Source organism: Pseudomonas sp. P2S-1 (assembly GCF_057197725.1).
In genome coordinates this window covers 3,258,554-3,282,045 of the sequence record NZ_CM170068.1, presented here as the reverse complement: position 1 = coordinate 3,282,045, position 23,492 = coordinate 3,258,554, and the positions used below count along the sequence as shown (strand labels likewise).

Genomic DNA, 23,492 nt, shown 5'->3' with positions numbered 1-23,492 from the left:
GGCGGCCGAAAAATGCTGCAATGATGCCGGAGGAAGGGGCCGGGGACCAGTCTGAACGCGGCCTCGGCATGGCATGCAGCGCAGTCTGTTGCTGATCGAACAGACTGCGCCATGGTGCTGAAACGTTATTCCTCGTGCGGTTCCCAATCGCGGGTGCGATCGACCGCCTTGAGCCAGCCGCTGTACAGCTTCTCCTTCGCCGCCTCGTCCAGTTGCGGGGTGAACTCGCGCTCGATCAGCGCCTTGCCGCGCAGCTCGTCCAGGCCGCTCCAGAAACCGCAGGCCAGGCCCGCCAGGTAGGCAGCGCCGAGGGCCGTGGTTTCGCGCATCTGCGGGCGCTCGACACAGGTGCCGAGGATGTCCGCCTGGAACTGCATGAGGAAGTTGTTGGCTACCGCGCCGCCGTCCACGCGCAGGGCGCTGAGGCGCTGGCCGCAGTCCTGCTGCATGGCGTCGAGGACGTCGCGGGTCTGGTAGGCAATGGACTCCAGGGCGGCGCGGATGATGTGATCGACCTTGACCCCGCGGGTCAGGCCGAACAGGGCACCGCGGGCATATGGGTCCCAATACGGCGCGCCGAGGCCGGTGAAGGCGGGCACCAGGTACACGCCATTGCTGTCCTTGACCTTGCTGGCGAAGTACTCGGTGTCGTGGGCGTCGTTGACGATCTTCAACTCGTCACGCAGCCACTGCACGGTGGAGCCGCCGTTGAACACCGCGCCTTCCAGGGCATAGGCCACTTCGCCGCGGGGGCCGCAGGCGATGGTGGTGAGCAGGCCGTGGGACGACTGCACCGCCTTGTCGCCGGTGTTCATCAGCAGGAAGCAGCCGGTGCCGTAGGTGTTCTTGGCCTGGCCCGGTTCGACGCACATCTGGCCGAACAGCGCGGCCTGCTGGTCGCCGGCGATACCGGCGATGGCGATACCGCTCTTGGTGTGGCCGTAGATCTCGGAGGACGGGCGTACCGGCGGCAGCATCTGCTTCGGGATGCCCAGCACTTCGAGCATCCTTTCATCCCATTGCAGGGTATGAATGTTGAACAGCATGGTCCGCGAGGCGTTGGTGTAGTCGGTGACATGCACCTTGCCACCGGAGAATTTCCAGATCAGCCAGGTATCCACGGTGCCGAACAGCAGTTCGCCGCGTTCGGCGCGCTCGCGCACGCCGTCGACGTTGTCGAGGATCCACTTCAGCTTGGTCCCGGAGAAGTACGGGTCGGTGACCAGGCCGGTGGTTTCGCGAATGTAGTCCTGCAGGCCGTCGCGCTTGAGCTGCTCGCAGATCTCGGTGCTGCGCCGGCACTGCCAGACGATGGCGTTGTACACCGGGCGCCCGGTTTCCTTGTCCCAGACCACGGTGGTTTCGCGCTGGTTGGTGATGCCGATGGCGGCCACCTGGTCATGGCTGATCCCGGCCTGGGCCAGGGCCTCGACCATGGTCGCGCTCTGGGTGGCGAAGATTTCCATCGGATCGTGCTCGACCCAGCCGGCCTGCGGGTAGTGCTGGGCGAACTCGCGCTGGGAGGTGCCGACCACGTTGGCGTCACGGTCGAAGATGATGGCCCGCGAACTGGTCGTGCCCTGGTCGAGGGCGATGATGTAGTTCTTGTTCTGAAGGTCTGTCATGTCGTTGGCCTTGCAGTGAATAGGGGTGGAGTCAGGGTTCGCCGATCGCGGTACGGATCAGGACGCCTGGGTCTTGCCTTGAGCGTTGTCGTCGCTCGGGGTGGTTGCCGCAGCGGCAGTGGGCAGGCTGCGGGCGAACACGCCGCGGTACAGGGCGGCACCGAGACTGGCTCCCATGATCGGCGCGAACACCGGAACGAGGAAGTAGGGAATATCACGACCGCCGGTAAAGGCCACTTCGCCCCAGCCGGCAAGGAAGGTCATCAGCTTGGGCCCGAAATCCCGTGCCGGGTTCATCGCGAAGCCGGTCAGCGGGCCCATGGCGCTGCCGATCACGGCGATCAGCAGGCCGATCAGCAGCGGTGCCAGCGGGCCGCGGGGCAGGCCGTTGTTGTCGTCGGTCAGGGCCATGATCACGGCCATGAGGATCGCGGTGATCACCACTTCGACGAGGAAGGCCTGGCCGGTGGACAGGGCCGGGTGCGGGTAGGTGGAGAACACCGAGGCCAGCTCGAGGCTGGCCTGGCTGCCACGGACCATGGCATGGGTCTGTTCGTAATCGAAGAACAGGTTGCTGTACAGCGCGTATACGAGCGCTGCGCCGCAGAAGGCGCCGACGACCTGGGCGAGGATATAGAAGGGCAGTTTGCCTTTTTCGAAACCGGCGAACAGACACAGGGCGATGCTCACGGCCGGGTTCAGGTGCGCGCCGGAGATCCCGGCGGTCAGGTAGATCGCCATGCTCACGCCGATCCCCCAGATGATGCTGATTTCCCACAGGCCGAAGCTGGCACCCGCGACCTTGAGCGCGGCGACGCACCCGGTGCCGAAGAAGATCAGCAGCGCGGTGCCGAAGAATTCCGCCATGCATTGGCTGGACAACGTCGGTTGTTGTAGAGCAGTCGTCATTCGATACCTCGGTTCTTGTTGTTGTGAGGCGCAGTGAGCGCTCGACGGAAAGCCCGGCGGAAATCCCCATTTCTGGTCAGGCGGGGTGTGCGGGTGCACTTTATAAGGGCACCTATATTCAGAAACGAAAAAATATAGACAAGAAACGCTGATGTCAAAGGTCGAAAGCGAACCGTGATTCATAAACTGACTGGTGGCCCACAAGTCGTCCAGGCCTTGTCCTACAAGCGGATGGTTGTGTGTCGGGATTTGTCCTACAGTAGCCAGCGAATCGAAACCGAACATCGCTGTTGGAGCCCTGCATGACCCCTGCCCTGGATCTGTTGAAGAAGGTTCGCGCCGAACATCGCATTCACAGTTATGAACACGACCCGAAAGCCGCGTCCTACGGCCTTGAGGCGGCCGAGAAGCTGAATCTGAACCCGCAGCAGGTGTTCAAGACGTTGCTGGCGGCGACCGAGAAAGGCGAGTTGCTGGTGGCGGTGGTGCCGGTGGTGGGGACCCTGGACTTGAAGGCTCTGGCACAGGCGGCAGGGGCGAAGAAGTGCGAGATGGCGGATCCGGCGGCGGCGCAGCGTTCAACCGGCTACCTGGTTGGAGGAATCAGCCCACTGGGTCAGAAGAAACGTCTGAGGACGTTTATCGATAAATCTGCGGAGGCATTTCCGACCATCCACGTCAGTGCCGGGCGGCGGGGGCTGGAAGTGGAGTTGGCGGCGGGGGTGCTGGCGGAGCATACCCAGGGCAAGTTTGCGGCGATCGGCAAAGAGTAGAAAAAGTAGCCTTCACACAAACCCCTGTGGGAGCTGGCTTGCCAGCGATGAGGCCGGCCTGAGCAATGATGTTGTCAGATCTGGCCAAATCGCTGGCAAGCCAGCTCCCACAGGGAACGAGTCAACTAGCGGAACTGTAGCGGCGAACGCCGTTCTCGCCGGCAGGCAGCCTGGCCTCGACACTGCCCGATGCCGCAAACAGCACCAGGTGATCCGCCGCCACCGAGATCCCCACATCCTGGCCAATCTGGTAATCCAGATGGCTCGGGAAAATCGCTTCCAGCTGAGTACCCGTGGCCAGTTGCAAGCGATACAGGGTCGAAGCCCCCTGGAAACTTTTGCCGATGACCTGCGCGTTCAGGGCGCTTTGCGGGGCATGCACGATATCGTCAGGCCGCAGCAGCACGTCCACCGCACCACCCACCGGCAGGGTATAGGCACGATTACCACGCAACTCACCCAGTTCGGTCTGCACGGTTTCCGGGCTGAGCAACTGGCCGCGAATGAAGTAACCCTGGCCGATGAAGCTCGCCACGAACGGCGTGGCCGGCTCGTGGTACAGGTTGTATGGCGTATCCCACTGCTCCAGGCGGCCTTCCTTGAACACCCCGACATGGTCGCTGACGGCGAAGGCTTCTTCCTGGTCATGGGTGACCAGGATGGCACTGGTGCCGCGGCTCTTGAGGATGTCGCGGACCTCATGGCTGAGGCGCCGGCGCAGTTCCACGTCGAGGTTGGAGAACGGCTCGTCGAGCAGCAGCAACTGCGGCTCGGGCGCCAGGGCACGGGCCAGGGCCACCCGTTGCTGCTGGCCACCGGACAGTTCATGGGGATAGCGCCCGCCAAGACCGTCGAGCTTGACCAGTTCCAGCATGTCCTTGACCACGTCCTGCTGGCGCGGGTGCTTGCCGATGCCGAAGGCGACGTTCTGCGCCACGGTCAGGTGCGGGAACAGGGCGTAGTCCTGGAACACCATGCCGATCCGGCGCTTTTCCGGAGCCAGGGTGAACCCGGCCCTGGAAATGACTTCGCCTGCGAGGCTGATCTCGCCACCATGCACCGGCTCGAAGCCGGCGATGGCGCGCAGGGTGGTGGTCTTGCCGCAACCCGAGGAGCCCAGCAAACAGCCGATATCGCCGGCGTTCAGGTGCAGGTTGAGGTTCTGGACGATGCGCGCCTCGCCATAGCCGCAGGCGAGGTTGCGCAGGTTGAGCAACAGAGGCTGACTCATGCGTGGTGATAGGCCGGTTCAACAAGGAATTCGAGAAGTGCCTTCTGGGCGTGCAGGCGGTTTTCAGCCTGGTCCCAGGCAACGGCACGCGGGTCGTCAAGTACGTCCATGCTGATTTCCTCGCCACGGTGGGCGGGCAGGCAGTGCATGAACAACACGTCGGCGGCGGCCAGGTCGAGCAGCTCGCGGGTCACCTGATACGGTGCGAAATGCTCCAGGCGGCGGGCGGTTTCGTCTTCCTGGCCCATGGAGGTCCAGACGTCGGTGCTCACCAGGTGGGCGCCGCGCACGGCTTCCTTCGGATCGCGGACGATCTGCACGCGGTCACCGGCCTGGGCGACGAAGCGCGGATCCGGCTCGTAGCCTTCCGGGCAGGCGACACGCAGCTGGAAGTCGAACTGGATCGCCGCTTCTATATAGCTGTTGCACATGTTGTTGCCGTCGCCGATCCAGGCCACGGTCTTGCCCTGGATCGAGCCGCGGTGTTCGAGGAAGGTCTGCATGTCGGCCAGCAACTGGCATGGGTGCAGGTCGTCGGACAGGCCGTTGATCACCGGCACGCGGGAGTTGGCGGCGAATTCGGTCAGGGTGCTGTGGGCAAAGGTGCGGATCATCACTGCATCGAGCATGCGCGACATGACGATGGCGCAGTCGCCGATCGGCTCGCCGCGGCCCAGCTGGGTATCACGCGGGGAGAGGAAGATCGCCTGGCCGCCGAGCTGGATCATGCCGGCTTCGAAGGACAGCCGGGTACGGGTCGAGGATTTCTCGAAGATCATGCCCAGCACGCGGTTTTTCAGGGGTTCGAAGAGTACGCCGCGGTTACGCAGGTCTTTCAGCTCGATCCCTCGGCGGATCACACTGACCAGTTCATCGGCGGTGAAATCCATCAGGGAGAGAAAGTGCCTAGCGCTCATCATTGACTACCTTTTTGCAACAGACCGCAGATCAGCCATTACCGGTTTTTCGGAAACACGGAGGGGACCTGCGGCGTAAGCCGCACGGGGCGACGAAATAGGGGAAGGCGCAATACTATAATTAAATGTCGCGTCTTACCAAGTGGGGGCTGCTTCGACGGTCTTGGTCGAATACAACGCGTGCCGTCTGTCTGCTCCTTTTTCCAGAGCAAGAGAGCTTTTTACACTGCCCCGGAAGGACTTTGCAACGCAGGGACGGGGCTTTGTCGGTCTCCTGGGACCATCGTCCCGGCTGATGGCGGGCAATTCAGCGGGCGAACATCGCTGGCGGCCCTTCGGAGCCGGGGCCATAGTCGGGGACGGCACTCCCCCCGATCCAGAACAAGAGGCGGCCATGACCAAGACCGTGCACCACCGAGCCTGTCACCTGTGCGAGGCCATCTGCGGCCTGACTTTCGAGCTCGACACCGACGACAGCGGCGCGCCGCGCATCGCCTCGATCAAGGGCGACCCCCAGGACAGCTTCAGCCGCGGGCACATCTGCCCCAAGGCGGTGGCCCTGCAGGATATCCAGAACGACCCCAACCGCCTGCGCGGCCCGGTCGTACGGGTGGGCGAACAATGGCTGCCGATCGCCTGGGACGAGGCCTTCGAACTGGCGGCGCGCAAGCTCCACGAGATCCAGCAGCGCCACGGGCAGAACGCGGTGGCGGTGTACCAGGGCAATCCCAGCGTGCACAACTACGGGCTGATGACCCACAGCAACTACTTCCTCGGCCTGCTGAAAACCCGCAACCGTTTTTCCGCCACCTCGGTCGACCAGTTGCCCCATCATCTGACCAGCTACCTGATGTACGGTCACGGCCTGCTGCTGCCGATCCCGGACATCGACCACACCGACTTCATGCTGATCCTCGGCGGCAACCCGCTGGCCTCCAACGGCAGCATCATGACCGTGCCGGATGTGGAGAAACGTCTTAAAGCCTTGCAGGCCCGTGGCGGCAAGCTGGTGGTCGTCGATCCGCGGCGCAGCGAGACGGCGGCCATGGCCGACCAGCATCTGTTCGTCCGTCCGGGCGGCGATGCGGCGCTGCTCTGTGGTCTGCTCAATACCTTGTTCGAGGAGGGCCTGACCCGGGCCAGCCCGCTGCCGGTCAGCGGCCTGGATGAAGTACGGGCGGCCTTGCAGCCGTTCACCCCGGAAGTGATGAGCCTGCTCTGTGGTATCGACGCCGGCCTGATCCGCCAGTTGGCCCGGGACTTCGCCGCTGCCGACAAGGCGGTCTGCTATGGGCGCATGGGCGTGTCGACCCAGGCGTTCGGCACGCTTTGTCACTGGCTGGTGCAACTGATCAACCTGGTCAGCGGCAACCTCGACCGGGTTGGCGGTGCACTGTGCACCGAGCCTGCGGTGGACCTGGTGGCGACCACCAGCGGCGGGCATTTCAATGTCTGGCAGAGCCGGGTTTCCGGGTTGCCGGAGTATGGCGGCGAGCTGCCGGTCTCGGCCCTGGCCGAGGAAATGCTCACCGAAGGGGAGGGCCAGGTGCGGGCCCTGGTCACCGTGGCCGGCAACCCGGTGCTGTCGACGCCCAATGGCCGGCAGCTGGAGCAGGCGCTGGACGGGCTGGAGTTCATGCTCAGCATCGATCTCTACATCAACGAGACCACCCGCTATGCCGACCTGATCCTGCCATCCACCTCGGCGCTGGAGAACGATCACTACGACACCACCTTCAACCTCTTCGCGGTGCGCAATGTCACCCGCTTCAACCGCGCCATCCTGCCCAAGCCGCAAGGGGCGCTGCATGACTGGGAGATCTTCGTCGGCCTGGCCGAGGCCTTTGCGCGGATCGCCGACAAGCCGCTGAAGCCCACGATTCCGCCGGCGAAGATGATCGACCTGGGGCTGCGTGGCGGGCGTTATGGCGAAGGCTCGGCGTTCGACCTGTCACTCAAGACGCTCGATCAGCACCCTCACGGCATTGATCTCGGGCCCTTGCAGCCGAACCTGGCGGCGCGACTCAGGACCGAGGAAAAGGTCATCCAGGCGGCGCCTGCGGCGCTTCTCGCCGACCTCCAGCGCTTTGCCGCGCAGCAGCCACCAAGCGCCGCGCAATTGCTGCTGATCGGCCGCCGCCATGTGCGCAGCAACAATTCCTGGATGCACAACTTTCATCGGCTGGTCAAAGGCAAGCCGCGGCATCAGTTGCTGATGCACCCGCAGGACCTGGCCGGGCGCCAGTTGCAGGACGGGCAGCGGGTGCGGGTGACGTCGCGGGTCGGCACCATCGAGGTGGAAGTGCTGGCCAGTACCGACATGATGCCCGGGGTGGTCAGCCTGCCTCATGGCTTCGGTCATGCCCGTCCCGGCGTGCTGCTGGATATCGCCAGCGCGCAGGGCGGGGCCAGTGCCAATGACCTGACCGACGAGCGTCTGATCGACGCGTTGTCGGGCAATGCGGTGCTCAATGGCGTGCCGGTGGAAGTGGTTGCTGCTTGATTGTCGGCAAGACCGAGCGTGCGTCTCGGCTTTCCGATACAATGCGCCACCGTGCCGACAACCAGGTCGGAAAGTTCAGCCGAGGTGCTTCATGGATATCATCGAAACAATCAAAGAGCAGATCGCCAACAACACCGTTCTGCTGTACATGAAAGGCTCGCCGAATGCCCCGCAGTGCGGCTTCTCGGCAAAAGCGGCGCAGGCCGTGATGGGTTGCGGCGAGAAGTTCGCTTACGTCGACATCCTGCAGAACCCGGAAATCCGCGCCAACCTGCCGAAATACGCCAACTGGCCGACCTTCCCGCAACTGTGGGTCGCCGGTGAGCTGGTCGGCGGTAGCGACATCATGATCGAGATGTTCCAGAACGGCGAGCTGCAGACCCTGATCAAGGACGCAGCCGCCAAGGCCAAGGCTTCCGAAGCCTGATTGCCTGGCAACATCGAAAAGCCCCGCGAATGCGGGGCTTTTTCATTTCTGTGTTGTGCTTCAGGGCCTCATCGCTGGCAAGCCAGCTCCCACAGGGTTCGGCAGCGACGCGAACCCTGTGGGAGCTGGCATGCCAGCGATGAGGTCAGTAGCAACAACACAAAACCTGGGTAAAAAAAAGCAGCGGCCGATGCGCCACTGCTCTTTCTTGCCGCTTGCAGCTTAAAGCTTGCAGCCCCTCACTCACCCATCTGCGATTGCAGATAGTTCTCCAGCCCGACCTTGTCGATCAGCCCCAGCTGGGTTTCCAGCCAGTCGATATGCTCTTCCTCGGACTCGAGAATGTCTTCCAGCATCTCACGGCTACCGAAGTCGCCGACGGTTTCGCAGTGAGCGATCGCGGCTTTCAGGTCGATCAGGCCTTTCTGCTCGATCTTCAGGTCGCATTCCAGCATTTCGCGGGTGTGCTCGCCGATCAGCAGCTTGCCCAGGTCCTGGACGTTGGGGATGCCTTCGAGGAAGAGAATCCGCTTGATCAGCTTGTCAGCGTGCTTCATCTCGTCGATGGATTCTTTGTATTCGTGCTTGCCGAGCTTTTCCAGACCCCAGTCTTCGTACATGCGCGCATGCAGGAAGTATTGGTTGATCGCGACCAGCTCGTTTCCGAGGATCTTGTTGAGATGCTGGATGACGCTTACGTCGCCTTTCATGGTGGGGTCCCGCCCTGTCTATGTGCCAATAAGCGGGAGTTTGAGCCTGGCAACTTTCTCTGTCAAACCTAAGTTATTGAATAATAAGTGAAATTTAATCGGAATAAGAATGTTTTTATTCCTCGTTTTAACGCTAACTGCTTGAATTTCGGGCATAAAAAAACCGGACGCAGGGTCCGGTTCTTTATAAAGAGGGGAAAATTATTTTTCAGGCTGCGGTGAATTCCACCGGGTAGGGCAGGGCGGCTGCCTGGCTGATCTGGATTTCGGCCAGGGTCTCGCGTACCACCTGCTTGGCGACGCACGCACATTTGCCACACTGGCTTGCCACATTGGTGGCGGCGCGCACTTCCTTGTAGCTACAGCATCCTTCATAGATCGCATCGCGGATCTGTCCGTCGGTTACACCAACACAAAGACACACATACATAGAAGAAAACCATTTGGGCGTTAGGCTCGAATGCAGTGAAGCCTAATGGTAATGAGAATGCTTGTCAAAGCTCTTTCTCGAACATGCGAAACAGAGCGACCGCCGGTAGGAAAAAGAGTCGGATCGCCATGACTCGGCGTCCCGCCCGGGGCCGTGTATGATGCTCAACCCGTGTCAGAAGGCTGCGGCCTTCTGCGTAGTCAGTTTCCAAACACCATCAGGAGATATCGAATGAGCGTACTCGTTGGCAAAAAAGCCCCGGACTTCACCGTCGCCGCTGTACTGGGCAATGGCGAAATCGTCGACAGCTTCAACCTGGCCTCCGCTATCAAGGGCAAATACGGCCTGGTGTTCTTCTACCCACTGGACTTCACCTTCGTCTGCCCGTCCGAGCTGATCGCCCTGGACCACCGCATTCCTGAGTTCCAGGCGCGCAACGTCGAAGTCATCGGCGTTTCGATCGACTCGCACTTCACCCACAACGCCTGGCGCAACACCCCGGTCAACAACGGCGGTATCGGCCCGGTCAAGTACACCCTGGCGGCCGACATCTCCCACGAGATCTGCAAGGCCTACGACGTTGAATCCGAAGGCGGCGTCGCCTTCCGTGGCGCGTTCCTGATCGACACCAACGGTGTCGTGCGTTCGCAGATCGTCAACGACCTGCCGCTGGGCCGTAACATGGACGAGCTGCTGCGTCTGGTCGACGCCCTGCAATTCCACGAAGAGCACGGCGAAGTCTGCCCTGCCAACTGGAAAAAAGGCGACAAGGGCATGACCGCTTCGCCAGAAGGCGTAGCTGCCTACCTGAGCGAGAACGCTGGCAAGCTGTAATTTCGCCAAGCACAAAAAAACCGGCCTGATTCAGGCCGGTTTTTTTGCTTCAAGCTTTAAGCTTCAAGCTATAAGAAAAAGCGGGACCGCGTGCGATCTGCCTTTTCTTGTCGCTTGCAGCTTGCAGCTTAGTCGTGGAAATCGTGCCAGCCGCCCATTTCCTTCCAGCGGTTGACGATGCCGCAGAACAGCTCGGCCGTCTTCTCCGTGTCGTAGCGGGCGGAGTGCGCCTCGCGGCCGTCGAAGTCGATGTCGGCGCTCTGGCAGGCCCGCGCCAGCACGGTCTGGCCATAGGCGAGGCCGGCCAGGGTGGCGGTGTCGAAGCTGGAGAACGGGTGGAACGGGTTGCGCTTGAGGTCAGTGCGCGCCACGGCAGCATTCAGGAAGCCGAGGTCGAAGCTGCTGTTGTGCCCGACCAGGATCGCGCGCTTGCAGCCGTTGGCCTTCAGCGCCTTGCGCACGCCACGGAAGATGTCGGTCAGCGCCGCTTCCTCACTCACCGCCATGCGCAGCGGGTGGTCGAGCTTGATCCCGGTGAACTCCAGGGCCGCCTGTTCGATGTTGGCGCCTTCGAACGGCTCGACGCGGAAGAAGTAGGTGTGTTCCGGGAACAGGAAACCCTTTTCGTCCATGCCGATGGTGACCGCGGCGATTTCCAGCAGTGCGTCGGTGGCGCTGTTGAAGCCACCGGTCTCGACATCCACCACGACCGGCAGGTAGCCGCGGAAGCGCTCAGCCATCGGGTGGCGCGAGCCACCGCCGCCGCCGGAACCTTCCAGGTCGTCGTCGAACTGATCATCACTCACTTGCTTTCCTCCAGCAGGCGCCAGCGCAGTGTTTCACCGGCGCGCAGCGGAACCACGGTGTTGTCGCCGAACGGCAGGCTGTCCGGGGCGGTCCAGTCCTCGCGGACCAGGGTGATGCTGTCGGTGTTCGCCGGCAGGCCGTAGAACGCCGGGCCGTGCAGGCTGGCGAAACCTTCCAGCTTGTCCAGGGCGTTGCGCTGTTCGAAAGCCTCTGCGTACAGCTCGATGGCCGCATAGGCGGTGTAGCAACCGGCGCAGCCGCAGGCGGCTTCCTTGGCGTGACGGGCGTGGGGCGCCGAGTCGGTGCCGAGGAAGAACTTTGCATTGCCGCTGGTGGCCGCATCCAGCAGCGCGACCTGGTGGGTATTGCGCTTGAGGATCGGCAGGCAATAGAAGTGCGGGCGAATGCCGCCGACCAGCATATGGTTGCGGTTGTACAGCAGGTGCTGGGCGGTGATGGTCGCGCCGACGTTGGCCGGGGCTTCCTTGACGAACTGCGCGGCCTCGGCGGTGGTGATGTGCTCGAAGACGATCTTCAGGGTCGGCAGGCGTTCCACCAGACGACGCAGATGCTCGTCGATGAACATCTTCTCGCGGTCGAACACGTCGATCTCGCCGCGGGTCACTTCACCGTGGACCAGCAGGAGCATGCCGACTTCGGCCATGGCTTCCAGGGCCGGGAAGATCTTGTCGATGCTGGTGACGCCGGAATCCGAGTTGGTGGTCGCGCCGGCCGGGTACAGCTTGGCCGCGTAGACGAATCCGCTGGCCTTGGCTGCGCGGATGTCTTCCGGCTGGGTGCGGTCGGTGAGGTACAGGACCATCAGCGGCTCGAACGGGCTGCCCGTCGGGCGGGCATCGAGGATGCGCTGGCGATAACCCTCGGCTTCGGCGGCGTTGCGCACCGGCGGGACCAGGTTGGGCATGATGATGGCGCGGGCGAAGGTGCGCGCCACGTCCCGGACGGTATGAGGCAGCACGGCTCCATCACGAAGATGGATGTGCCAGTCGTCGGGACGCAGGAGGGTCAGGCGATCGGACATTGGGGTTTCCAGGCGGTTCGAACTCTGGGCGAATGCTACCGGAAAAGCCTTCCCCGAGCACTCGCTATCAAGTTTTGCCGAAGGCGTCCGATAGCCTGCTGGTAAGTGATGGAATTTAAGTGGAGCCGCCCGTGCGCCAGCGTTATCTAGCCCTGCTCAGTCTGTTTGCCAGCCTTCCGGCCAGCGCCCTGGTGTTCCAGACGCGGGTGGAAAATATCGAATGGAAGGTCGAAGGCGATCAGTTCGAGTGCCGCCTGATCCAGCCCATTGCCGATTTCGGCACGGGCGAGTTCGTGCGCCGTGCGGGCGAGCAGGCGACGTTCCGCCTGCGTTCGAGCAACAACATGCTCGGCAGCGGCTCGGCAACCTTGCTGGCGGCCGCCGCGCCGTGGCAGCCGGGGCGTGGCGATATCAACCTCGGTTCGATCCGCATGGCCCGCAGCGGCGTGCTGTTCAACAGCTCCCAGGGCCAGGCCAGCCGCCTGATCAATGGCCTGATGGACGGACGCAGCACGGTGGTGCGCAACTACGCCGGCGAAGGCGGGCAGACCATGGAAGTGCACCTGCTGCCAGTGCGCTTCAACAAGGCCTACGCCGATTACCAGGCGTGCGCGGCCAAACTGCTGCCGATGAACTTCGACCAGATCCGCCAGGCCCGCATTGGCTTCCCGGGCAACGGCATCGACCTGGACGCCGACGCCCGCGCACGCCTCGACGTAATCCTCGATTTCCTCAAGGCCGACCCGACGGTCAACCATATCGAGCTGGACGGCCACTCCGACAACAGCGGCAACCGCCTGACCAACCGCGACCTGTCGCGCCGTCGCGCCCTGGCCGTGCAGGACTACCTCAAGGCCCACGGTGTACCGGAAGAGAACATTGTCGTGCGCTTCCATGGCGAGCGTTATCCGCTGGCGGCCAACAACTCCGCGGGCAACCGGGCGCGCAACCGCCGAGTGAACATCCAGCTCGACCGGGTCACGCCAGTCGAGAAGCCAGCGGCGGAAAAACCGGCTGATCCAGTGATTCCGGCTGCTCCGGCGCCATCGGCGAACCCGGCTGCACCTGCTGCGCCAGTGACCCCGGCCGCCCAGGCCCAGCCCGCTAAGCCCGTACCGAAGTCCTGAGTGCGACCACCCGTCGCGCTCACGACAGTTCCTGTCGCTTTGTCGTCACAAGCTGTCGCCCCACTGTAAATTCAAGCGCGAGAGCGGTAGAATCCGGGGTTTTCCGTACAACCCCGTGGAGTGATGGCATGGCGGACGTAAAAAAGGTCGTACTGGCGTATTCCGGCGGCCTTGATACTTCGGTGATTCTCAAGTGGCTGCAGGATACCTACAACTGTGAAGTGGTGACGTTCACCGCCGACCTGGGTCAGGGCGAAGAGGTCGAGCCGGCCCGCGCCAAGGCACAGGCCATGGGCGTGAAAGAGATCTACATCGATGACCTGCGCGAAGAATTCGTCCGAGACTTCGTGTTCCCGATGTTCCGCGCCAACACCGTCTACGAAGGCGAGTACCTGCTGGGTACTTCCATCGCCCGTCCGCTGATCGCCAAGCGCCTGATCGAAATCGCCAACGAGACCGGCGCCGACGCCATTTCCCACGGTGCGACCGGCAAGGGCAACGACCAGGTGCGCTTCGAGCTGGGCGCCTACGCGCTGAAGCCGGGCGTCAAGGTCATTGCCCCATGGCGCGAGTGGGACCTGCTGTCCCGCGAGAAGCTGATGGACTACGCCGAGAAGCACGGCATCCCGATCGAGCGCCACGGCAAGAAGAAGTCGCCGTACTCGATGGACGCCAACCTGCTGCACATCTCCTACGAAGGCGGTGTCCTGGAAGATACCTGGACCGAGCACGAGGAAGACATGTGGCGCTGGAGCGTTGCCCCGGAAAACGCTCCGGACCAGGCAACCTACCTCGAGCTGACCTACCGCAATGGTGACATCGTCGCCATCGACGGCGTCGAGATGAGCCCGGCCACCGTCCTCGCAGAACTGAACCGCATCGGCGGCGCCAACGGCATCGGCCGTCTGGACATCGTCGAGAACCGTTACGTCGGCATGAAGTCCCGTGGCTGCTACGAGACCCCTGGCGGCACCATCATGCTCAAGGCTCACCGTGCCATCGAGTCGATCACCCTGGACCGCGAAGTCGCTCACCTGAAGGATGAGCTGATGCCGAAGTACGCCAGCCTGATCTACACCGGCTACTGGTGGAGCCCGGAGCGTCTGATGCTGCAACAGATGATCGACGCTTCGCAGGCCCACGTGAACGGCGTGGTTCGCCTGAAGCTGTACAAGGGCAACGTCATCGTCACCGGCCGCAAGTCCGATGAGTCGCTGTTCGACGCCAACATCGCCACCTTCGAAGAAGACGGCGGTGCGTACAACCAGGCTGACGCAGCCGGCTTCATCAAGCTCAACGCCCTGCGCATGCGCATCGCCGCGGGCAAGGGTCGTTCGCCGCTCTGATTCGGCGCTTCGGCATAAAAAACCCGGCATTCATTGCCGGGTTTTTTTTTGGCCAGCGGCCACGCAATCATCGGGTGGTGCCTCGGTAACGATGCTGACCCGGGTGCCCCGGTCCAGGTTATGCAGGGTCACGCCTCCGGGGATGGATTTGCGCAGGGCATGGCGCGCGACAACTTCCAGCAATGCCTGGGCGCGGGGCCCGGAAATCACCACGGTGGAATGTTCCTGGCTGTGTGAAAAGGCAAATGCAAGTGTCGGAGAAGTTTGAGGGCGGGACGTTTTCTCCGACATATCGGGTGGCAGCGTTTCGTTGTCCGGGAAATGGTTTTCGCTGCTCGACTCTTCGGGAACGTAGAGACTCTTGCTGTTGAAGTTCAGGGTGAGGAAGAACAGCAATGTCAGAAACGGCGGAAAACCGACGAGGAACCAAGTGTAGATACCCTGGCTGCTTTCATCGAGAAACGGCAGCGAGGCCAGCGCCGATGCTTCGATGATCCCGGCGAAGATGGCGATGATGGTCAGGGGGCTCTTCGGTTCTGGGCTGCTCATGGGCCTGCTCTCTGTTTCGCGGTCTTGCGGCGGTGCCTGGGCGGCGGAAAATAAGAAGGGTGCCGGCAGTGTGCAGCGTCATGGACGGGTTTATCAGGGGGCGATGGCTCTGCTTGGAGCAGCATTTCCAAGGGCAGGAAAGCGCTGCCGATGAATGCGGCAGGCGCATTCAGACTTATTTCGGGGGTATTACGGATATTTCCTGCAAATGATTAGCCGATATTCGTAGCGATATTTTCGATGCCTCCGGCTAGCATCCGGAGATGCCTTTTTTAATGCAAACAAGGCGCGAAGTTGTTCTCAAACAAACGGCCTGTAGGAAATATCCGTAGGAGCTTTCCTTTATTCGGGTAGTCCCTTTCCTAGCGTGCATATGCGTGTGGTTATGATCATGCATTGCTTCTACCGACTGGGCTATTGTGCGGGCTTCTAATAAGTCGAATAGTTTAAGAATGGATCTTGCCCATGAATAAAGTGCTGATCGTCGATGACCATCCTGTCATTCGCTTGGCCGTGCGCATGCTGATGGACCGGCATGGTTATGAAGTGATTGGGGAAACGGACAACGGCGTGGATGCGTTGCAGCTGGCCCGGGAGCATTTGCCGGACATCGTCATCCTCGATATCGGGATTCCCAAGCTCGATGGCCTGGAGGTCATCGGGCGGCTGACGGCCAACGGCATCGTGATCAAGGTGCTGGTCCTGACGTCCCAGGCGCCCGGGCATTTTTCCATGCGCTGCATGCAGGCGGGGGCCGCCGGTTATGTCAGCAAGCAACAGGACCTCACCGAGCTGCTCAGCGCCATCAAGGCGGTATTGTCCGGCTACAGCTACTTCCCCAACCAGGCCCTGCACTCGGTGCGCACCAACCTCGGGGGCTCCAGCGAGGCGGATATGGTCGGGCGTCTGTCGGGGCGGGAAATGATGGTTCTGCAACAACTGGCCAAAGGCAAGTCCAACAAGGAAATCGCCGACAGCATGTTTCTCAGCAACAAGACGGTCAGTACCTACAAGACCCGCCTGTTGCTCAAGCTCAATGCCCGCTCTCTCGTCGACCTGATCGAACTGGCGCAGCGCAACGGCCTGGTCTGATCCTGCTGCATAACGCAAAAAGCCTCCGATAAAAAGGAGGCTTTTGTTTTTTCAGTCCGGCAGGCTTCAAAGATCGAAATCGTAGTCCGCCAATTGCCTTTGCAGACGGCGTTCTTCCAGCAGGTTATCGATGGTGCGGCGCTTGCTCAGGTTGGTTTTCGCGGCCTGCGCCGTGTTGTCGCTGACAAACTCTTCGGCCGCGGGGGAGTCATCGTCGATATCCAGGTCTTCTTTATCAGTGCTCATGTGTCACTCCGTTCCAAGAGGGCCATTGGCGCCCCTTATATCGATATTCCAGAGACTGGTAAAAAAGATTTTTTCAATCGGAGCGGCTGGATTTCCCTATTTCTTCAATCGTCGGAGGTCTTGTGCTTGTACTCGCACAAATCCTCGATCCGGCAACTTCCACAACGGGGTTTGCGCGCCTGGCAAACATAGCGCCCGTGCAGGATCAGCCAATGATGGGCATCCAGCAAATAGGCCTTGGGCACGAACTTGAGCAGGGCCTTTTCCACGTCCAGCACATTCTTCCCGGGGGCGATGCCGGTGCGGTTGCTGACGCGGAAAATATGGGTGTCCACCGCCATGGTCAATTGGCGGAAGGCGGTGTTGAGCACCACGTTGGCGGTCTTGCGTCCGACTCCAGGCAGGGCTTCCAGCGCTTCGCGGGTTTCCGGCACCTCGCCGCCATGCTGTTCGACGAGGATGCGGCAGGTCTCGATAACGTTCTTCGCCTTGCTGTTGTACAGGCCGATGGTCTTGATGTATTCCGATAACCCATCCACACCCAGGGCATGAATGGTCGCCGGGGTGTTGGCCACCGGGAAGAGTTTCGCCGTGGCCTTGTTGACCCCGACGTCAGTGGCCTGGGCCGACAGAATCACGGCGATCAACAGTTCGAAGGGCGAGTCGTAGGCCAGTTCGGTCTTGGGTTCGGGATTGTCTTCATGCAGCCGGCGAAAAATCTCCAGGCGTTTGGTGGCATTCATCTTTCAGCGGTTTCCTTCACGGTCGGAGCGGCCTGTTTCGGACAGGCTCGTTTGATCAGGGCCAGCAGCACACCGAGCAGCATCAGTGCTCCCGGTGCCAGGCTAGCGAGGCGCAGGGAGCCGTTGGCGAGCAATTCGCGGCAGGCACCGAGCAGCAGAAACAGGGCGCCGTAGCCGGCGAGGAGCAGCCCCAGGCGACGCCACTGGGTGGGCGCGCCGAGACGTTGCTCGACCAGCAGGCAGGACACGGCGATCAATTCCGGATAGATGCCCAGGGCCTGGCGCAGCTCCAGCGCCCAGGCGTGCAGGGCCAGGGTCTGGCAGGTCACCACCGTGGCGGCGAGCAGTACGCTGGCGATCACCGTGCAGGTGGCATCCAGTTGCCGGCGCAGCGGCAGCATCAGGGCCCGGTGCACGACGATTGCCATGATGCTCAGCGCTGCCATGGTCGTGGCTTGCAATAGCGTCTGGCTGGCGCCCAGCAGTGGCGCCAGGCTGAGGGCGGCCAACGAGGATCTATTCATGGGCCGGGGCCTCCTGCAGCCATTGCGGCGCATGCTGGTCGAAGTAGCGCAAGGCGTCCTGGATCGCGTGGATCACGGCGCGGGAGGTGATGCTCGCGCCGGCCAACTGGTCGAACTGGCCATTATCGCGCTTCAGCGCCCAAGCGCTTTGCGCAGTGTTGCCCTGGCCGTGGCCGTTGAAGCCTTGCAGCCAGGTATTGCCCGGCTCCGCGATGCGTGCGCCCAGACCGGGGGTTTCCTGCTGTTGCAGCACGCGGCTGGCGATCACCCGGCCGTCGCGGTCGATGGCGATCAGCAGGTCGACCGGCCCGGCGTAGCCCGGGAAGCGGCTCAGCAGCAGCACAGCGCTGGGCTGGCCATGCAAGGTAGCAAGGTAGCCGGCCTGGATGCGGCTATGGGGCAGGTCAGGATCCGGCAGGGCGACCGGTCGTTGCAGTGGCTGGTTGTCATAGCTCGCTTCAGGCAACACCGCGAGCCAGGCCCGGGCCTGTTGATCCTGTTCGGCAGCGGCGATCCGCGGCGCGCAGTAGTGCTGCCAGGCGATGCTGGCGCCGCTGCCGATCACCGCCAGCAGGCCCACGACAAGCAGTCCGCGTGCGTTCATGCCGCCTCCGGACGCCTACGTTGTGCCCAGCGATCCAGCGCTGGCACGCAGAGGTTCATCAGCAGCACCGCAAAGGCTGCGCCGTCGGGGTAGTTGCCCCAGGTGCGGATCAGGTAGATCAGTACACCCACCATTGCGCCGAACACCAGCCGGCCCCACGGGGTTTTCGGCCCGCTGACCGGCTCGGTGACGATGAAGAAGGCGCTCAGCAAGGTCGAGCCGGCCAGCAGGTGCAGGAGTGGCGAGCCGTTGGAGTCCGAACCCGAACCGTTCCAGCACAGCAGGCTGATCATGAACAGGCTGCCGAGCATGGCCACCGGAGCCTGCCAACTGATCACCTTGCGTTGCAGGAGAAACAGCCCGCCGACGAGAAACCCCAGGCTGGCCCATTCGCTGCCGCGTCCGGCCAGTTGGCCGAAGCCGGGATGGCTGGCGAACAGCTCGTCGATGGTCAGGCTGCGATTCTGCCGCAGGCCGTCCAGCACCGTGGCCTGGACCCAGGCATCCGGTTGTTCGCCCAGGCCGAACACGGCGTCGAGAGCATGGCCCAGGTCCAGCGCCTGGGGCGCCGGCCAATGGGTCATGTGCAGCGGGAATGACAGCAGGACCACGGCATAGCCGAGCATCGCCGGATTGAACGGGTTGCGCCCGACCCCGCCATACAGCTGCTTGCCCAGGGCGATGGCGCTGCTCGCCGCGATCACCGGTATCCACCAGGGCGCATAGGCGGGCAGGGCGATCGCCAGCAGGGAGGCGCTGACCAGCGCGCTGCCATCGTTCAATGCAGGCAGCACAGGAAGCCCGCGCAGGCGCAGCAATGCCGCTTCGGTCAGCAAGGCGGCGGTTGCGCTGAGCAGAAGAGTGAACAGCACGCCCCAGCCGTACACCCAGAACAGCACCAGCACCCCGGGCAGGCAGGCCAGCAGCACCTGTTGCATGGCATGACGCAGACGCGGGTCGGTGTTCATGAGGCGAACAATCCGTTGCAGCCAAGAAACGCGATGGCCATGATCCCGGCGCCCATCAGTTCGATGGGGAGACCGCGAAAGGCCTGGGGAACATCTTCATGCTGGCTGCGCTGGCGCAGATCGTCGAACAGCGCGAGTACCAGCCAGAAACCCAGGCCGCTGCCGAGGCCGACCATGGCGGCGTGCAGCACGCCTTGATGCTCGTCGCTCAGTTGCAGGCACAGGCCAAGCAGGGCGGCGTTGCCGGTCAAAAGGGGCTGAAGGTTGCTGAATGGCCAGTCTTTCTGCCAGCGTTGCAGGCCAGCGAGAATGGGGGCGGGACTCAGCATGCACAGCGGAAGGAAAACGAACAGACGCAGGTAGTCGAGTTGCAGAGGTTGCAGGGCGTAGCGATAGAGCAACTGGCCAAGCACGCTGACCAGCAGCATCGCCACCAGCGTCGCCAGCCCCAATGCATGCACTCTCAGATGCGACGCGAACCCTGTGGGAGCTGGCTTGTCGGACCGCCGAACCGCAGCGATTGCGATGGTGAGCCCACCATCGTCATCGCTGGCAAGCCAGCTCCCACAGGGTCCGCGGCGCAGCAGGGGATCGATCGCCAGCAGGTGCTGCAAAGCAATGTTATTGACCAGCGCGGCGCCGATCAGGGCGAGGATCAGTTCGGTCATGGCATCCGGCACCGACCATGCAATGAAAACGCCCCGGCGGGTAAGGCCGGGGCGACGGGGTTACTTGATGCGCTGGCCCGGCTTGGCGCCGCTGTCAGGGCTGAGCAGGTAGATCTCTTCACCGCCAGGACCGGCGGCCATGACCATGCCCTCGGATACGCCGAAGCGCATTTTACGTGGCTTCAGGTTGGCGATCATCATGGTCAGGCGACCTTCCAGCCTGGCCGGGTCCGGATACGCCGACTTGATCCCGGAGAACACGTTGCGCTGTTCGTCACCGATATCCAGGGTCAGGCGCAGCAGCTTGTCGGCACCCTCCACGGCTTCGGCCTTGACGATCAGGGCGACCCGCAGGTCCACCGCGGCGAAGGCATCGAATTCGATTTCCGGCGACAGCGGGTCCTTGGCCAGCTCGCCATTGCCGGCCGGGGCCGCAGGTGCGCCCTGGCTGGCGGCCAGGTCTTCCTTGGAGGCTTCGACCATGGCTTCCACCTTGGCCATCTCGATCCGCGTCATCAGCGCCTTGAACGGGTTCAGCTTGTGGTTTTCCAGGCGGGTCTGGTGGTCGTTCCAAGTCAGTGGCGCGACATTGAGGAAGGCTTCGGCCTCCGCCGCCAGCACCGGCAGCACAGGCTTGAGGAAGATCACCAACTGGCGGAACAGGTTGATGCCCTGGGCGCAGATGGCCTGGACTTCGTCCTGCTTGCCTTCCTGCTTGTTCAGCGACCATGGCGCCTTGTCGGCGATCCAGGCGTTGGCGCGGTCGGCCAGGGCCATGATTTCGCGCATGGCGCGGGAGAAGTCGCGGGCCTCGTAGGCGTCGGCGATGCTCGGTGCGGCGGCGCGGAAGGCTTCGGTCAGCTCTGGCGCGGCATCGCCGGCGACCATTACGCCGTCATTGCCTTTATGGATGAACCCGGCGCAGCGGCTGGCGATGTTGACCACCTTGCCGACCAGGTCGGAGTTGACCTTCTGCACGAAGTCCTCGAGGTTCAGGTCGAGGTCGTCGACGCCGCGGCCCAGCTTGGAGGCGTAGTAGTAGCGCAGGTATTCCGGCGGCAGGTGGTCCAGGTAGGTGCGCGCCTTGATGAAGGTGCCGCGGGACTTGGACATCTTCTGGCCGTTGACGGTCAGGTAGCCGTGCACGTTGATCGCGGTCGGCTTGCGGTAGCCGGCGCCCTGGAGCATGGCGGGCCAGAACAGGGCGTGGAAGTTGACGATGTCCTTGCCGATGAAGTGGTACAGCTCGGCCGTGGAGTCCTTGTTCCAGAAGGCGTCGAAGTCCAGTTCCGGGCGGCGTGCGCAGAGGTTCTTGAAGCTGGCCATGTAGCCGATCGGCGCGTCCAGCCAGACGTAGAAGTACTTGCCCGGCGCGTCCGGGATCTCGAAGCCGAAGTACGGCGCATCGCGGGAGATGTCCCACTCCTGCAGGCCGGAGTCCAGCCATTCGGCCAGCTTGTTGGCCACGGCGTCCTGCAGGGTGCCGCTGCGGGTCCATTCCTGGAGCATGGCCTGGAAGTCAGGCAGCTTGAAGAAGAAGTGCTGGGAATCCTTGAGCACCGGGGTGGCGCCGGAGATCGCCGACTTCGGGTTCTTCAGCTCGGTCGGGGCATAGGTGGCGCCGCATTTCTCGCAGTTGTCGCCGTACTGGTCTTCGGCCGCGCATTTCGGGCAGGTGCCCTTGATGAAGCGGTCGGCCAGGAACATTTTCTTGTCCGGGTCGAAGTACTGGGTCACCGAACGGGTGGCGATATGGCCGGCATCGCGCAGCGCCAGGTAGATGCTGCTGGACAGCGCGCGGTTCTCTTCGGCGTGGGTCGAATGGAAATTGTCGAAATCGACGAGGAAGTCGGCGAAATCGCCGGCATGTTCCTTCTGTACGCCGTCGATCAGTTGTTCCGGGGTGATGCCTTCCTTTTCCGCGCGCAGCATGATCGCCGAGCCGTGTGCGTCGTCAGCGCAGACGTAGATGCACTGGTTGCCACGGTGCTTCTGGAAACGCACCCACATGTCGGTCTGGATGTACTCGAGCATGTGGCCAAGGTGGATGGAACCATTGGCATAGGGCAGGGCACTGGTAACGAGGATCTGGCGTGGCTCGGACATGGGGGCTCGGCTACTTAATTCGGCTATTCAGGGGAAAACGATGATCGGCCACTATAAAGCGCCGGGAAATATATTTCACCCCGTGGACGTCCCGTCGCTGACACACGGGTTAGCATAGCGGGCTATCCAGACCAGTCTTTTATCGGGAGTCTCCATGAGCGCCGTCACTCGCGCAGCGGTTGAAGCCGTCCTTCGTCAATACACCGATCCGTACCTGAACCAGGACCCGGTCAGCGCCGGCTGCGTGCGCGCCATCGTCATCGAGGACGACCGGGTTGGCGTGCTGCTGCAACTGGGCTATGCCGCCGGCCTGTTCAAGAACGGCTGGGCCCAGGTGCTGAAAACCGCCATCGAAGGGCTGGACGGCGTCAGCGCGGCGAAGGTGACCATCGACTGCGTGATCGAGCCGCACAAGGCCCAGGCGCAGATTCCCGGCCTGGCCAATGTGAAGAACATCATCGCCGTGGCCTCCGGCAAGGGCGGCGTGGGCAAGTCCACCACCGCCGCCAACCTGGCCCTGGCCCTGGCCCGCGAGGGCGCGCGGGTGGGCATTCTCGACGCGGATATCTATGGCCCGAGCCAGGGCGTGATGTTCGGCATCGCCGAGGGCACCCGGCCGCAGGTCAAGGAGCAGAAGTGGTTCGTGCCGATCAAGGCCCATGGCGTGGAAGTCATGTCCATGGCCTTCCTCACCGATGACAACACGCCGATGGTCTGGCGTGGCCCGATGGTTTCCGGGGCGCTGCTGCAACTGGTGACCCAGACCGCCTGGGACAACCTCGACTACCTGGTGATCGACATGCCGCCAGGCACCGGCGACATCCAGCTGACCCTGGCGCAGAAGGTCCCGGTGGCCGGCTCGGTGATCGTCACCACGCCGCAGGACCTGGCCTTGCTCGACGCGAAGAAGGGCGTGGAGATGTTCCGCAAGGTGAATATCCCGGTGCTGGGCGTGGTCGAGAACATGGCCGTGCATATCTGTTCGAACTGCGGGCATGCCGAGCATCTGTTCGGCGAGGGCGGTGGCGAGAAGCTGGCGTCGCAGTACGGGGTCGAGCTGCTGGCCTCGCTGCCGCTGTCGATGCTGATCCGCGAGCAGGCTGATAACGGCAAGCCGACGGCGATTGCCGAGCCGGAAAGCCAGATCGCCATGGTCTACCAGGAACTGGCGCGGTCGGTGGGGGCGCGGTTGGTGCTGCAGGAAGCTGCGGCGCCGGCGATGCCGAATATCACCATCAGCGACGATTGAGCCTGTACTGGCCTCCCACAGGTTCAGCGGTGCACGCGATCCCTGTGGGAGCTGGCTTGCCA

The 23,492-nt window shown here is 62.8% G+C and carries 24 protein-coding genes; 8 read left to right on the top strand and 16 right to left on the bottom strand.

What is annotated here, in order from left to right:
• Window positions 1–125 precede the first annotated feature (125 nt).
• Together glpK and AC2CQI_RS14465 are read right to left on the bottom strand one after the other, a co-directional pair.
• Complete coding sequence (gene glpK, locus AC2CQI_RS14470; RefSeq protein ID WP_484580557.1) at window positions 126–1,625, bottom strand: glycerol kinase GlpK; 1,500 nt, start codon at window positions 1,623–1,625, stop codon at window positions 126–128.
• 57 nt (window positions 1,626–1,682) lie between these two features.
• Window positions 1,683–2,534 carry an MIP/aquaporin family protein gene (locus AC2CQI_RS14465; protein ID WP_484580556.1) on the bottom strand — a complete coding sequence of 284 codons (852 nt, stop codon included), beginning with the start codon at window positions 2,532–2,534 and terminating at the stop codon, window positions 1,683–1,685.
• A gap of 302 nt (window positions 2,535–2,836) precedes the next feature.
• On the opposite strand from AC2CQI_RS14465, the gene ybaK reads away from it, so the two are divergent.
• Entirely contained in the window at window positions 2,837–3,307 is a 471-nt protein-coding gene (gene ybaK / locus AC2CQI_RS14460) for a Cys-tRNA(Pro) deacylase (RefSeq protein ID WP_484580555.1), read from the top strand.
• Window positions 3,308–3,428: 121 nt separating this feature from the next.
• On the opposite strand, the gene AC2CQI_RS14455 is transcribed toward ybaK, so the two are convergent.
• On the bottom strand, window positions 3,429–4,538 hold the full coding sequence (locus AC2CQI_RS14455) for an ABC transporter ATP-binding protein (RefSeq protein WP_484580554.1): 1,110 nt from the start codon (window positions 4,536–4,538) through the stop codon (window positions 3,429–3,431).
• Complete coding sequence (gene argF / locus AC2CQI_RS14450) at window positions 4,535–5,455, bottom strand: ornithine carbamoyltransferase (RefSeq protein WP_484580553.1); 921 nt, start codon at window positions 5,453–5,455, stop codon at window positions 4,535–4,537. The genes AC2CQI_RS14455 and argF overlap by 4 nt, the downstream gene beginning before the upstream one ends.
• 394 nt (window positions 5,456–5,849) lie before the next feature.
• Between argF and AC2CQI_RS14445 the strand changes: the two genes are divergently transcribed.
• Both AC2CQI_RS14445 and grxD read left to right on the top strand, forming a co-directional pair.
• Window positions 5,850–7,958: a molybdopterin oxidoreductase family protein gene (locus AC2CQI_RS14445; protein ID WP_484580552.1), complete on the top strand. Its 2,109-nt coding sequence runs from the start codon at window positions 5,850–5,852 to the stop codon at window positions 7,956–7,958.
• A gap of 91 nt (window positions 7,959–8,049) precedes the next feature.
• Window positions 8,050–8,385: a Grx4 family monothiol glutaredoxin gene (grxD, locus tag AC2CQI_RS14440; protein ID WP_075801318.1), complete on the top strand. Its 336-nt coding sequence runs from the start codon at window positions 8,050–8,052 to the stop codon at window positions 8,383–8,385.
• A 239-nt stretch (window positions 8,386–8,624) separates the two neighbouring features.
• Here grxD and bfr read toward each other — a convergent pair whose 3' ends face one another.
• Both bfr and AC2CQI_RS14430 read right to left on the bottom strand, forming a co-directional pair.
• Window positions 8,625–9,095, bottom strand: a complete 471-nt coding sequence (gene bfr, locus AC2CQI_RS14435; RefSeq protein WP_075801317.1) for a bacterioferritin — start codon at window positions 9,093–9,095, stop codon at window positions 8,625–8,627.
• A 208-nt stretch (window positions 9,096–9,303) separates the two neighbouring features.
• Entirely contained in the window at window positions 9,304–9,525 is a 222-nt protein-coding gene (locus tag AC2CQI_RS14430; protein WP_042122752.1) for a bacterioferritin-associated ferredoxin, read from the bottom strand.
• A gap of 231 nt (window positions 9,526–9,756) precedes the next feature.
• On the opposite strand from AC2CQI_RS14430, the gene AC2CQI_RS14425 reads away from it, so the two are divergent.
• Entirely contained in the window at window positions 9,757–10,359 is a 603-nt protein-coding gene (locus AC2CQI_RS14425; protein ID WP_009399747.1) for a peroxiredoxin, read from the top strand.
• A 128-nt stretch (window positions 10,360–10,487) separates the two neighbouring features.
• Here the strand turns inward: AC2CQI_RS14425 and rnt are convergent, their stop codons facing one another.
• Window positions 10,488–11,165: a ribonuclease T gene (gene rnt, locus AC2CQI_RS14420; RefSeq protein ID WP_075801316.1), complete on the bottom strand. Its 678-nt coding sequence runs from the start codon at window positions 11,163–11,165 to the stop codon at window positions 10,488–10,490.
• Window positions 11,162–12,208 carry a dihydroorotase gene (gene pyrC / locus AC2CQI_RS14415; protein WP_484580551.1) on the bottom strand — a complete coding sequence of 349 codons (1,047 nt, stop codon included), beginning with the start codon at window positions 12,206–12,208 and terminating at the stop codon, window positions 11,162–11,164. Before pyrC ends, rnt begins: the two co-directional genes overlap by 4 nt.
• A gap of 131 nt (window positions 12,209–12,339) precedes the next feature.
• Between pyrC and AC2CQI_RS14410 the strand changes: the two genes are divergently transcribed.
• On the top strand, window positions 12,340–13,335 hold the full coding sequence (locus tag AC2CQI_RS14410; protein ID WP_075801441.1) for a flagellar protein MotY: 996 nt from the start codon (window positions 12,340–12,342) through the stop codon (window positions 13,333–13,335).
• 128 nt (window positions 13,336–13,463) lie between these two features.
• Window positions 13,464–14,681: an argininosuccinate synthase gene (locus tag AC2CQI_RS14405; protein ID WP_484580550.1), complete on the top strand. Its 1,218-nt coding sequence runs from the start codon at window positions 13,464–13,466 to the stop codon at window positions 14,679–14,681.
• Between the two features lie 30 nt (window positions 14,682–14,711).
• Here the strand turns inward: AC2CQI_RS14405 and AC2CQI_RS14400 are convergent, their stop codons facing one another.
• Window positions 14,712–15,230, bottom strand: a complete 519-nt coding sequence (locus AC2CQI_RS14400; protein WP_484580549.1) for a hypothetical protein — start codon at window positions 15,228–15,230, stop codon at window positions 14,712–14,714.
• A gap of 465 nt (window positions 15,231–15,695) precedes the next feature.
• Here AC2CQI_RS14400 and AC2CQI_RS14395 point away from each other — a divergent pair, with 465 nt between their 5' ends.
• Window positions 15,696–16,322 carry a response regulator transcription factor gene (locus AC2CQI_RS14395; protein ID WP_075801312.1) on the top strand — a complete coding sequence of 209 codons (627 nt, stop codon included), beginning with the start codon at window positions 15,696–15,698 and terminating at the stop codon, window positions 16,320–16,322.
• A gap of 66 nt (window positions 16,323–16,388) precedes the next feature.
• Here AC2CQI_RS14395 and AC2CQI_RS14390 read toward each other — a convergent pair whose 3' ends face one another.
• From AC2CQI_RS14390 to metG, 7 genes are all read right to left on the bottom strand, one after another.
• Window positions 16,389–16,568 carry a PA3496 family putative envelope integrity protein gene (locus tag AC2CQI_RS14390; protein ID WP_484580548.1) on the bottom strand — a complete coding sequence of 60 codons (180 nt, stop codon included), beginning with the start codon at window positions 16,566–16,568 and terminating at the stop codon, window positions 16,389–16,391.
• 104 nt (window positions 16,569–16,672) lie between these two features.
• Entirely contained in the window at window positions 16,673–17,311 is a 639-nt protein-coding gene (nth, locus tag AC2CQI_RS14385) for an endonuclease III (RefSeq protein ID WP_484580547.1), read from the bottom strand.
• Entirely contained in the window at window positions 17,308–17,835 is a 528-nt protein-coding gene (locus AC2CQI_RS14380; protein ID WP_075801309.1) for an Rnf-Nqr domain containing protein, read from the bottom strand. The genes nth and AC2CQI_RS14380 overlap by 4 nt, the downstream gene beginning before the upstream one ends.
• Window positions 17,828–18,439 carry an RnfABCDGE type electron transport complex subunit G gene (locus AC2CQI_RS14375; protein WP_484580546.1) on the bottom strand — a complete coding sequence of 204 codons (612 nt, stop codon included), beginning with the start codon at window positions 18,437–18,439 and terminating at the stop codon, window positions 17,828–17,830. The genes AC2CQI_RS14380 and AC2CQI_RS14375 overlap by 8 nt, the downstream gene beginning before the upstream one ends.
• A complete protein-coding gene (locus AC2CQI_RS14370; protein WP_484580545.1) occupies window positions 18,436–19,407 on the bottom strand; it encodes an RnfABCDGE type electron transport complex subunit D in 972 nt (323 codons plus the stop codon). The genes AC2CQI_RS14375 and AC2CQI_RS14370 overlap by 4 nt, the downstream gene beginning before the upstream one ends.
• A complete protein-coding gene (locus AC2CQI_RS14365; protein ID WP_484580544.1) occupies window positions 19,404–20,075 on the bottom strand; it encodes an Rnf-Nqr domain containing protein in 672 nt (223 codons plus the stop codon). Before AC2CQI_RS14365 ends, AC2CQI_RS14370 begins: the two co-directional genes overlap by 4 nt.
• Before the next feature lie 60 nt (window positions 20,076–20,135).
• Window positions 20,136–22,181 carry a methionine--tRNA ligase gene (gene metG, locus AC2CQI_RS14360; RefSeq protein ID WP_484580543.1) on the bottom strand — a complete coding sequence of 682 codons (2,046 nt, stop codon included), beginning with the start codon at window positions 22,179–22,181 and terminating at the stop codon, window positions 20,136–20,138.
• Window positions 22,182–22,335: 154 nt separating this feature from the next.
• On the opposite strand from metG, the gene apbC reads away from it, so the two are divergent.
• A complete protein-coding gene (apbC, locus tag AC2CQI_RS14355) occupies window positions 22,336–23,430 on the top strand; it encodes an iron-sulfur cluster carrier protein ApbC (RefSeq protein ID WP_075801304.1) in 1,095 nt (364 codons plus the stop codon).
• The last annotated feature ends 62 nt before the right edge of the window (window positions 23,431–23,492 follow it).